The organism is Shewanella marisflavi (assembly GCF_002215585.1).
Lineage (GTDB): Bacteria > Pseudomonadota > Gammaproteobacteria > Enterobacterales > Shewanellaceae > Shewanella > Shewanella marisflavi.
This window is the reverse complement of sequence record NZ_CP022272.1, coordinates 3,305,482-3,316,537: the sequence shown is the minus strand read 5'-3', so window position 1 is coordinate 3,316,537 and position 11,056 is coordinate 3,305,482. Positions and strand designations below refer to the sequence as shown.

At 50.3% G+C, this 11,056-nt stretch carries 10 protein-coding genes; 5 read left to right on the top strand and 5 right to left on the bottom strand.

Annotated elements, in window-relative coordinates; translation table 11 throughout:
- Positions 1–22: 22 nt before the first annotated feature.
- Positions 23–2,062: a winged helix-turn-helix domain-containing protein gene (locus CFF01_RS14700; RefSeq protein WP_198387054.1), complete on the bottom strand. Its 2,040-nt coding sequence runs from the start codon at positions 2,060–2,062 to the stop codon at positions 23–25.
- Positions 2,063–2,359: 297 nt separating this feature from the next.
- Between CFF01_RS14700 and CFF01_RS14695 the strand changes: the two genes are divergently transcribed.
- Positions 2,360–2,740, top strand: a complete 381-nt coding sequence (locus CFF01_RS14695) for a TonB-dependent receptor (protein ID WP_088905282.1) — start codon at positions 2,360–2,362, stop codon at positions 2,738–2,740.
- Positions 2,741–2,815: 75 nt separating this feature from the next.
- Here CFF01_RS14695 and pepA read toward each other — a convergent pair whose 3' ends face one another.
- Positions 2,816–4,324, bottom strand: a complete 1,509-nt coding sequence (gene pepA / locus CFF01_RS14690) for a leucyl aminopeptidase (protein WP_033540160.1) — start codon at positions 4,322–4,324, stop codon at positions 2,816–2,818.
- Between the two features lie 221 nt (positions 4,325–4,545).
- On the opposite strand from pepA, the gene lptF reads away from it, so the two are divergent.
- Positions 4,546–5,658: an LPS export ABC transporter permease LptF gene (gene lptF / locus CFF01_RS14685; protein WP_033540159.1), complete on the top strand. Its 1,113-nt coding sequence runs from the start codon at positions 4,546–4,548 to the stop codon at positions 5,656–5,658.
- On the top strand, positions 5,655–6,713 hold the full coding sequence (gene lptG, locus CFF01_RS14680) for an LPS export ABC transporter permease LptG (RefSeq protein WP_088905281.1): 1,059 nt from the start codon (positions 5,655–5,657) through the stop codon (positions 6,711–6,713). The genes lptF and lptG overlap by 4 nt, the downstream gene beginning before the upstream one ends.
- A 147-nt stretch (positions 6,714–6,860) precedes the next feature.
- On the opposite strand, the gene CFF01_RS14675 is transcribed toward lptG, so the two are convergent.
- The 3 genes from CFF01_RS14675 to CFF01_RS14665 are packed head-to-tail and all read right to left on the bottom strand — an operon-like array spanning position 6,861 to position 8,199.
- The gene (locus CFF01_RS14675) at positions 6,861–7,370 is read right to left on the bottom strand and encodes an RDD family protein (protein WP_088905280.1); all 510 of its coding nucleotides are present in this window, start codon (positions 7,368–7,370) and stop codon (positions 6,861–6,863) included.
- 54 nt (positions 7,371–7,424) lie between these two features.
- Positions 7,425–7,676 (bottom strand): DUF2960 domain-containing protein, encoded by a 252-nt coding sequence (locus tag CFF01_RS14670; protein WP_088905279.1) that lies wholly within the window; start codon positions 7,674–7,676, stop codon positions 7,425–7,427.
- Between the two features lie 40 nt (positions 7,677–7,716).
- On the bottom strand, positions 7,717–8,199 hold the full coding sequence (locus CFF01_RS14665) for a GNAT family N-acetyltransferase (protein ID WP_088905278.1): 483 nt from the start codon (positions 8,197–8,199) through the stop codon (positions 7,717–7,719).
- A 271-nt stretch (positions 8,200–8,470) separates the two neighbouring features.
- On the opposite strand from CFF01_RS14665, the gene CFF01_RS14660 reads away from it, so the two are divergent.
- Positions 8,471–9,106: an OB-fold-containig protein gene (locus CFF01_RS14660; RefSeq protein ID WP_088905277.1), complete on the top strand. Its 636-nt coding sequence runs from the start codon at positions 8,471–8,473 to the stop codon at positions 9,104–9,106.
- Between the two features lie 68 nt (positions 9,107–9,174).
- On the top strand, positions 9,175–10,962 hold the full coding sequence (locus CFF01_RS14655; protein WP_088905276.1) for a flotillin family protein: 1,788 nt from the start codon (positions 9,175–9,177) through the stop codon (positions 10,960–10,962).
- Positions 10,963–11,056: the final 94 nt, after the last annotated feature.

The window sequence follows — 11,056 nt, the reverse complement described above, 5'->3', positions numbered from 1 at the left end:
AATTAGATACGATATTGTATCTTTAGTTTGCAGTTAGGGAGTAACCATACACATCTGCCTCGTTAGCCAGTTTGAGGGTGACTAAATAGGATTCGCCATCGGCCCGCGAGAGGCCAAAAAATTTTCTTACCGAGTCGGCCGGATATTGACGAACCACTTCTGGCGTATGGTGCTCACTATCAGGTTTGATGCGCATGATGGTGTCGAACTCAGCGTCTCTGGCCAGAAAGTAGAGATAGCCTTGCTCATAATAAAAAGCGCCGTAGTCATATTTTGCCAGCTTGTCGGTAAGTTGGTTCATTTGACCTGTGGTGCGGTCGAAATGCCAGATGCCATTCTGGTCAAACTGGGAAAGGTAGAGGGTATTGCTGTCTTTTCCTTCAATCGCATAGACCCCTTTCTGCTGGGTGATCTGCTCAAGCTCGCCGGAATTTACATTCAACTTATAGATACCGTTTCGCTTATCGGCAAAGCCCTTAAAATAGAGGTGTCGGCCATCTTGCGACCAGCTTAAATTCTCGGCTTCTAGTCCCTGGGTATCGATGGCACGATAGTTTTCCGATTCAATATTGCCGATATATAGAGTTCTCCCTGTATCAGTCATGATGTTGACTGCAAAGTCAGTGCTGACGGGGGAGATGGCGGGCACGCCCACATTGCCCAATGAGTGGGTGATATTCTTACTGCTGACCTTGTTGTTTTTCCAGATGGACCAAAGCTTGGAGCGGTTCGAGAGAAACAATATGTCGTCACTGGCCTGTGAATATTTGCCGTACATATCCCGTGAGGAGGAGGAGATGCGGCGCAGCTGCTTGCCATCGGCATAGGCCTGTTGAGTGATGTACTCTTTGGAAATATGTTCTGTGATATATAGCAACTTGTTGTTATCGGACAGTGTGATGCTGCTGGGCAGTCCTGATTGGGGTATCGGCGAAAGTTGGCTGCCATCAGGGCGAATGCGCGAGATGATTGCCGCTGCGCCGTCGATGTTGTTGACGTAAAAGAGCTCTTCTCGTGCCGAATAGTCGAAATCTACTATGCTACCGCTGTCTTGAATCAGTTGTTGCAGCTGGCCATCTTGATCTTGTAGCACCAGATTCAACAGATTAGAGGCCGCTCGCTCACGAATAAAAGCCAGCTGAGTGTCTTGTTTGAGCCATTTGGGGGCGTAATCGATCTCATTTTTATTGGGAAAGCTGATCTGTTGGCTCTGCTTTGTGGTTAGTGAATAGGCGATAAGTGCGACTCTGTCATCCATTTTTTTAGCATAGATCAAACGGTTATCGTCGACGCCTGACCAAGATACGATGCGCTTATAGGGGATATAAAAACAATCAGAGGCCACTAAGGCATCGGTATTGTCGAGCAGATTTCTTATTCTGACCTGGCATTCACCACTGTGGTCGACTCTAACGTAGGCGAGCTTTTTATCGGACAGGGACCAGGCTGGTGAGGCTTCTTCATTGTTTTCAAAGGAGATCAGCGTGAGCGGCGCATCGGCCTGATTGAGTTCTTTGATGTAGATCTTACCGCTGAGTGAGTTGTCTCGCCATTGCATGGCCAGACGCTGGCCATCGTGGGATACCGCGATATGCTCTTCTACGCCGCCATAGTTAGTGACTTTTATTTTAGTTGGCGCCATGACGACCTGGGCTGTGCTGGGTTCATCGAGCACAGGTGGAGTGCTGGGGCTAAACCATGAATAACCAAGCCAGGTCAGTAGCGCAAATACAGCCGAAGCGGCCAGAATATTTATGTAGGGCTTGCGTGGAGTCGGCGTTTGTTCAGCAGATAATGCTTGTACAGGTAGCGTTAGCTGATAGCCGAGCTTTGGCAAGGTGTTAAACACCTCCTCTTCGATTCCCAGCTCTTTGAAGGCTTTCCTCAGCACCCAGATCCCATTGGTAAACCCCTTCTTGCCAACCCCCTCATTGCCAAGCCAGATGGTCTCAACAGCTTGTTGACGAGACACAATATTGTCTGGGCTGTTAATAAACAGCATCAGGAGTTCAAAGACTTTAGAAGAGAGTTTTATGCTGCTTTGTGCATGTTTTAATGACATTAACTTGCAGTCTAATTCGCATCCGCCAATTTGGTAGTTAAGGTTTGTCATTAAAATGGGTCCACTTTCTGTTGTTTTTGTTATTAGGCCTATGATAGGAGCAGAGTCGACCAGGACTCAATAGCCAGTGAATATTTATTGATACTGCCTTTACTAATATACTGTTTTTAAGTGGTTTTAAAAGGTTACAATTTGCTACAAAGTGGTAGTTATGCCTAAATGCCATGATCTTATTAGCCTGATCTACACTAAATGAGAGGATTTCGGCGGTTTAAACCGTCAACCGGAGGAATAGTGATGGATAGGCGGTATCTTATTACGGCATTTGTTTATGCCTTGCTCGGGCTCGCCTTAGGGCTTTATATGGCGGCCTCTCATAATCATGGTCAGCTGGTGACCCATGCACATATCATGATGATAGGTTTTCTAATCTCTTTTAGCTATGCACTTTGTTATCGCTTGTGGCTTAAGGCTGCACAAGGAAAGCTGATGACGGTGCAGTTTATCTTGCATCAAGCGGGCACCATTGGCGTGTCAATAGGCCTGTTTCTCCTCTACGGTAAGTTTGTTGCCTTGGAGGTGGTGGACCCTTTTTTGGCTCTCGCTTCCTTTAGCGTGTTTGCTGGCGTCTTGCTGATGATGATCCAGCTGATTAAGACCAAAACGCCTGCTGCTTGAGACAATAAAAAAGGTGAAGCACTGCTTCACCTTTTTATTTCGCTAAATTGCATCGCCAGTGGCTATTACCTGCGACTATTCGCCTTGTTCAACGCCTGCGCGATTGATCAAGAACTGGGTCAATAATGGTACAGGACGACCAGTAGAACCCTTGTTAGCACCGCTGTTCCAGGCTGTACCGGCAACGTCCAGATGTGCCCAGTTATACTTCTTGGCAAAACGCGACAGGAAGCAGGCCGCCGTGATAGAACCGGCTGGACGACCACCCAGGTTGGTCATGTCGGCAAATGGGCTTTCCAGGTGCTCTTGGTACTCATCCCACAGTGGCATGCGCCATGCGCGGTCACCACTTTGCTCGCCCGCATTGAGTAGCTCGTGGGCCAGTGGGTTGTGAGAAGAGAAGAGGCCTGAGGCGTGTTTGCCTAGGGCGATCACACAGGCACCGGTGAGGGTTGCCGTGTCGACGACCAGCTCAGGATCGAAGCGCTCGACATAAGTCAGTACGTCACACAATACCAGGCGACCTTCGGCGTCGGTGTTAAGCACCTCAACGGTCTGGCCAGACATAGTCGTGAGAATATCACCTGGGCGATAAGCGTTGCTCGATGGCATGTTTTCACAACCTGCCAGCACACCAACCACATTGATGGGCAGTTTCAGCTTACACAGCGCCAGCATGGTACCTATGACACCTGCAGCGCCGCCCATGTCGTATTTCATCTCATCCATGGCTTCGCCAGGCTTGAGTGAGATACCACCCGAGTCAAAGGTCAGTCCCTTGCCCACCAGTACAATAGGCTTCTCTGTGCTGTCCACCGCGCCTTTATATTCCATAACCGTCATCACTGATTCGTTATGGCTGCCGCGACCCACGGCCAGGTAGGCATTCATGCCCAGCTTCGCCATCTGCTCTTCGCCAATCGTGCTGACGGTGAGATTTTCGTGGTTTTCGGCGATTTGACGCGCCTGAGAGGCCAAGTAGGCTGGATTACAGATATTAGGTGGCATATTAGCCACGTCACGGCACAGGTGAGTCCCGCTCGATACGGCCATGCCATGTTCGATTGCACGCTCGCCAACTGTGAGTTCGCGGCGGGTCGGTACATTAAATACCAGTTTGCGCAGCGGACGACGAGTCTCGCCTTTGCGTGTCTTAAGTGCGTCGAAACAGTAGAGACTATTTTGTGTAGACTCAACGGCTTCGCGAACTTTCCAATAGGTATCACGGCCTTTAACGTGCAGTTCGGTCAGGAAGCAAACGGCTTCCATTGAACCTGTTTCGTTTAAGGTGTTGATGGTCTTAGTGATAATTTGCTTGTACTGGCGTTCGTCTAGTTCTCGTTCTTTGCCACAACCTACAAGAAGGACGCGTTCACTTAACACGTTAGGCACATGATGCAACAGTAGCATCTGACCCGGTTTACCCTCTAAATCGCCGCGACGCAGCAAGTTGCTAATGTAGCCTTCACTGATTTTATCCAGTTGCTCAGCAATACCTGAGAGGCGTCTAGGTTCATAGACACCAACGACTATACAGGCGGAACGTTGTTTTTCCGGGCTGCCGCTCTTAACGCTAAACTCCATGAGCTCTCCTAGATTCTTAAAGACAAATATTATTATTTATTAGATAATGTCTGCTTGTGTCCAAAACGGACCTAAAATTGGTACACCAAATGTTAGTTTTTCAGGTGTTTTTCTGCCATTTTTAGTTAAAGGCTGGTCACAAAACTACCAAAAGTAGACAGTCTACATGAAAAGTGGGCTGATACCAGCATAAATATAAGTTTAGGGACTGGATCCTGCCTGTGATTGTATTTAGATACTTGATTCGTGAAGTTTTAAAAGCGCAGATGGCGGTGCTTTTAGTACTGTTAGCTATTTTTATTAGCCAACATTTTGTTCGTGTACTCGCAGATGCGTCCGAAGGCGAGTTTCCCGCCTCTCTAGTGATGACTCTCTTAGGTCTCAACCTTCCCTACCTCGCGGTACTCGTGGTGCCATTAAGCCTATTTTTAGGGATTTTGGTGGCCCATGGTCGTATGTATGCCGAGAGTGAGATGGTGGTTTTTCACGGCGTCGGGATCAGTGAGTGGTATGTCACCCGCGTCACCCTGTTACTAGCCATCGCCAATATGCTGTTTACCGGCTTTTTATCCATCTATGTGACGCCTTGGGCCGAAGAGACCCAAAACCGAGTGTTGGAAAATGCACAGTCGGAGGCTGGCCTTGCGGCCTTGACCCAAGGGCGTTTTCAAACCAGTCCTAATGGCCGGGCGGTACTGTTTGTCGAACGTATCGGTCGGGATAATCAGCTCGATAAGGTGTTTGTGGCTCAGCTGCCAGATCCTGAAGACGTTGCGAGCCAGTCCAATATCGTGGTGGCTCAAGGGGGCAGCGTTGTTGAAAATGAAAGCGGCGAGCAGCGTCTTAAGCTCAATGACGGTATTCAATATCAGAGCAAGGGCAATCAACTCGACTATCAAGTGGTGCAGTTTGCTGGCTACGAAATGCAGATCAAAGAACAGGAAGTGGATCAGCGCCGCCGTAAACTATCGGCCCTACCTATCGATCAACTGCTGGACACTGAGGGCCCTGAGGCCGTGGCAGAGTTCCACTGGCGTCTGGCAATCCCACTGGCAATCCCCTTTATGACACTGATCGCCGTGCCTATGGCTAGGGTGAATGTCAGGCAGGGCAAGTTTGCCAAGATGTTCCCGGCGATTTTACTTTACCTTGGCTATTTCGGTTTGATGATTGCAGGGCGTAAGGCACTCGAAGATGAGGTGGTACCAGCATATTTGGGGATGTGGTGGATCCACGCCTCGGCCCTGGTTATGGGGATATTATTGCTGAGTAAGGAGCGTCCTACTGGGGCTAAGCTTTCTGGCTTGATTAAGCGTAAGAAGGTGAAGGCATGAAGATATTAGATTTATACATAGCTCGTGTTTTGGTGAGCACCTCTGCCCTGTGTCTGTTGGTGTTGACAGGCTTGTCAGGCATCATCAAGTGGGTGGATCAGCTGCGCCTTGTGGGGCGGGGCACCTATACCATGGTCGATGCCGCTATTTATGTACTGTTTCTGATCCCTCGTGACATTGAGATGTTCTTTCCCATGGCGGTGCTCTTAGGGGCTTTGATCGGCATGGGCATGCTGGCGTCGAACTCTGAGCTGGTGGTGATGCAATCATCAGGCTTGTCCCGTTTTCAGATCACCCTGTCTGCGATGAAAACCGCGGTGCCCTTGATGATTTTAGTGATGGCCTTAGGCGAGTGGGGAGCCCCCGTTGCCGAGCGTCATGGTAAGGAGCTACAGGCGGTCAAGCTCTCAGGCGGTAGTCTATTTAAGTCGAGTCGTGGTATCTGGGCCAGAGATGGCGATCTGTTTGTAAAAATCGGTGAGATTGAAAACATCAATACCCTGCATAATGTTGTGCTGTATGAGTTTGACGATAACCTCAACCTGGTGGGCACCATTGAAGCGAGACGTGGTGTTTATTCGAGCGATCATTGGCGACTGCTGGATGTGCGCCAGACCAATATCTCAGCTGAAAAGGTGAGCCAGACGGACCTGACACTATTCCGCTGGGAGTCGACCCTGACGCCCGATAAGCTCAGTGTGGTCTCGGTGAAACCTGAGGCGTTATCGATTCAGGGATTGGTGGATTATCTTGAGTATCTGCGGGTAAACAATCAGGATTCAGGCCGTTATGAACTGGCGCTGTGGCGAAAGATCATGCAGCCGATAACGGTTGCGGTCATGATGCTGGTGGCGCTGTCGTTTGTGTTTGGCCCACTGCGTACTGTCACCATGGGTGCACGTGTGCTATTAGGGGTGATGGCAGGTTTCAGCTTCTATATCTGCAATGAGATCTTTGGCCCTATGACGCTAGTGTACGGCCTGCCAGCCATATTGGGGGCCGTGATGCCGCCCATTATCTTTAGCGGTGTGGCGATCTACTATATTCGAAAATAGCGCAGGCTGATTAAATCCTGATGCTAAGCAGACTAATAAAAAAGGACCCTAGAGGTCCTTTTTTCATGGCAGGTTAATGCGGCCAAAGTTGCGGTGAGCCGCTATCTGTCAAAATGAACTGCTTATACAGCTATCACAAATTAGCCATTAAACGCCGTGCCAGTTACGCATCTGATTGGCTTCTTTGGACAACACCACCACCTCTGAGCGGGTCATCATATCTTGCAGCGCCAGCTTGTCGCCGTTGATTAAGATCCATAAATTACCTATCCCCAGCAGAGACCAGACCAGGCGAGCGCCGGCTGTGATCATGCTCAGGCACTGGCCGTTAGGATGTTGGATCTTGAGGCGCCAGGCGCGCATGCCCAAGGTTTGGCCACCACGACTCCAGAACAGTACATAGAAGAAACCGACACACAAGGCGATCCACAGTTGGTACAACCCTTTGTAAAGCGGTGTCGCGTTGAGCAGATCTGAAACATGCTCGAATCCCTGCATTGAGATCAAGCCACTGCTGGTGAGGGCAATAAAGAAACCAAAGCCGATGGCACCGGCCACCATATAGACGGCAACGGCCAGTAGGAGATCGTATACTATTGCGCCCATACGGCGAATGAAACCGGCTCTGGGAAAATTGGCATGTTCAATATTAGACATCTTGGGCCTACATCATCTGGTTAAAGGCATAAATGGGGGGCTATTCTAGCTAAGTTAGTCTTGGCTTTCATCTCGGATAAAGTGGATATCGCTAAAGCCGAAGCGGGCAAACTCCTTCTGACGATAGTCTTTCACCGCCTGAGAGCCCTTGGATGTCATGGCGACCTGAGCCTCCATGGCGAGATAACGAGTCAAATCTATCCCTTCTGCGGCGGCGACTGCCTCATAGATATCGTGGTACTTGTCGTAAACGAAGTTGATCTCTTTGTACTGATTTTTAAAGGTATAACCGACTCTACGTGCCATAATATTCTCTTACTGATAAATTGAAGCGCAGCGGATAATGCTAATCGATGGCGTACACCATATAGCAGGCATCATCCGGGTAGCTATCTAATGATTTGTCGATTATACGCGATTTAAATCCCAGGCGTTGCCAATATGTGTGTGCGCCGCCCACGGCCACCAGTGAGATGCTTGGTAGTGACAGACGTTTAGCCTGAGCAAGCAGACGGTCGAACACGGCGGTGCCAGCACCTAGGCCACGGGCCTTGGCGGAAAAAGCGATATCGTGCAGGTAGAGGGTTTCTTGCTTTTCCAAGGTGTCCAGTACCTGCTCCAGACTCGGCGGGGTATCACGCTGCCAGGGATGCGCTAGGCAGTATCCGATAACTGTGTCATCTTGAGTCACCACACAGCAGGTGCTTGGTGAGAGCATTGCCTTACTCTGCAGGGCAGTCTCGGATTCGGGCGCTATGTTGGGGTAGCACTCATCTTGTATTACTAATATGGCGGGCCAATCCTGAGTCTGTATTTCTCGTATCTGCATAAGTCGGGCTTAAATGGGGTAAAGGCTAGATGTTCGCACAGCTTGTAGGGCTTATCAATGGCATGGTATGGCTGTTTAGATTAGCAAAAACAAATGTGTAATTTGGCTATTTAACTCAATTATTCAGTCTGTTATTCTCTCAGACTTGGTGACTTTATCGTTTTGTCAGTCATTCGTTGCCCAAGTTGCCAAGCTAGGAAGATATGCGCTCAATATTAAGCAGGCCTTAAATTTTCTTGAAGGAAATAGGCTTTTCTCATGGAGAGAGACAGTGGACTTTTTACTTCTTACCGATAACTTACCCTATAGCCTAGCACTGGCATTCGTGATCTTACTGGGATTGGTCGAAGGCCTGTCTATGGCCTTTGGTCTGAGCCTGTTTGGTCTTCTGGACGATATGACACCCATGGAGATGGACGCCGATGTCGATACCGCCGTGTCTGGTGTCACAGGCGTTGCCGGCTGGCTCTGCCTGGATCGTTTACCGCTACTTATTTGGTTGGTGTTAGCCTTAACCAGTTTTGCCATCGCGGGCTTTGCGATTAATTATCTGGGGCTGACCTTTGTGACGTCACTTTCTCCCGTGATGAGTATTCCTGGCGCCCTGGTGTTAACCGCGCTCTCCTGTCGTTTCCTTGGCAGTCGCCTTGCCGATCTACTTCCGAAAAACGAATCTTCTGCCGTCTCTGTTGATGAACTGAGCGGACTGGTGGGAGTCGTTACCTTAGGTTGCGCTCGCAAGGGGTTTCCTAGTGAGGCCGTGGTACGAGATATCTATCAGCAGAAACATTATGTACTGGTGGAGCCCGAGTTGGCCGGTGAAGCCTTTTCTCAGGGCACCTCTGTGGTACTCCTGCATCGCAACGGCAAGGTTTGGTCTGTGGTGCAGTTTAACGATGACCTTTAACTTTCGGCGAGCCTGAGGCTCGCCATTTTACCCGCTTGATACAAGTGATTTTAGATTAAGGATGAAAAATGAATGAAATTGAAGGAATAGGCGTCTCATTGGGTGGCAGCTTTGTTTTTATTGCCATTGGCGCTGCGCTTATCGGTCTCTTGGTTATCGGCCTGATATTTGCCAAGTTATACCGACGGGCCTCGAAAGAGACCGCCTTTGTCAGGACGGGTTTTGGCGGGGAGAAAATCATTAAAGATGGCGGTGCCATCGTATTGCCCGTGTTACATGAAACCATCGCGGTCAACATGAATACCCTGCGAATCGAAGTGGAGAAGATGCAGAAAGATGCATTGATCACCAAAGATCGCATGCGGGTCGATGTGCGCGCCGACTTCTATCTGCGTGTAGCGCCAAGTGTCGAGGGGATCTCCATGGCGGCTCAGACACTGGGTACGCGTACCACCCGTGTCGAAGAGGTGAAGAAGCTGATGGAGTCCAAGTTTGTCGACGTGCTACGTGCGGTGGCGGCAGAGATGACCATGACAGAGATGCATGAACAGCGCGCCGATTTCGTGCAGCGGGTACAGAATAATGTCGCCAACGATCTGGAGAAAAACGGTCTCGAGCTGGAGTCGGTATCACTGACAGGTTTCGACCAGACCGATCTACAGTTCTTTAATGAAAATAACGCCTTCGATGCTGAGGGGCGTGCTCGCCTGGCGAAGATCATCGAAGAGAAGCGCAAAGAGACCAACGACATCGAGCAGGAAAACCGCATCAAGATAGAGCAGCGTAACCTGGAAGCCGAAAAAGAGTCGCTTGAGATCGAGAAGGCGGAAGAGGAAGCGCGTCTAATTCAACAACAGGCGCTGGAGTTTAAGCGCGCCGAACAAAAGGCAGAGATCCTCAAGAAGCAAGAACAGAAGACCCGTGAAGAGCGCGAGGCGGAGATCGCCAAGGAGCGCGCGGTAGAGACGGCGCAGATTGAGAAGACTAAAGATATCGAGACCCGAGAGATCGAGAAGCGTAAGGCGATCGAGCAATCTCGTATCCAGCAGCAGCGCGATATTGAGGTCGCCGAGCAGGATAAGCAGATCGCCGTGGCGCAGAAGTCGGAAGAGGAATCCGCTGCGCGCGCCAAGGCGGCTGAGGCTGAGAAGCTCAAAGTTGAGAAAGAGGAAGCGGTTATTACCGTGCGTCAGGTGGCCGAGGCTAACCGTCGCAAAGAGATCGAAGTGATCGACGCCCGTAAGGAAGCCGAGCGTGATGCGGTTGGCGTAACGGTGGAAGCGGAAGCCGAGAAGCGCGCCGCCGAAGATAAGGCAAGCGCGATTCTTACCGAGGCGAAGGCGGCAGCCGATGCCAAGAAACTTAAGGCCGAGGCCGATGAGAAGGTGTATGCGGTCGAGGCGGCCGGTAAGCAGGCGCTGCACGAGGCGGAAAACGTGCTGAGCAGCGAGCAGATCGAGCTGCAAAAAGCGCTGGCTATGCTTAAAGCCTTGCCTGAAGTGGTGGCCCAGGCGGTTAAGCCGCTGGAGAACATCGAAGGGATTAAGATACTGCAGGGCTATGGTACCTCTGGTGCGACACAAGGTAGCGGCGAGACGGTATTGAGCCAGGGCGGCATTGCCGAGCAGGTCACTTCGGCGGCGCTGAACTACCGGGCTAATGCGCCTATCGTCGATGCCATGCTTAGAGAGCTAGGCATGGTCGATGCCAAAAAGGGCGGACTCAATGATCTGCTCAAAGGTCATAACATGATCACTAACGATATGCTTGGCTCGGGCGAGTTAGCCGAAGAGAGTCAAGGGGCGCACTCTCCTTTAAATGGCAAGACGCCACGCGAGGGCGAAGTCGCTAACTAAGCTTAATGGTGCTGACGAGTCACGTCAGCCTGGGAGATAAAGCTGCCGGTAATAGAATGAAAAAGGCTAGCGTATTGCGCTAGCCTTTTTATTT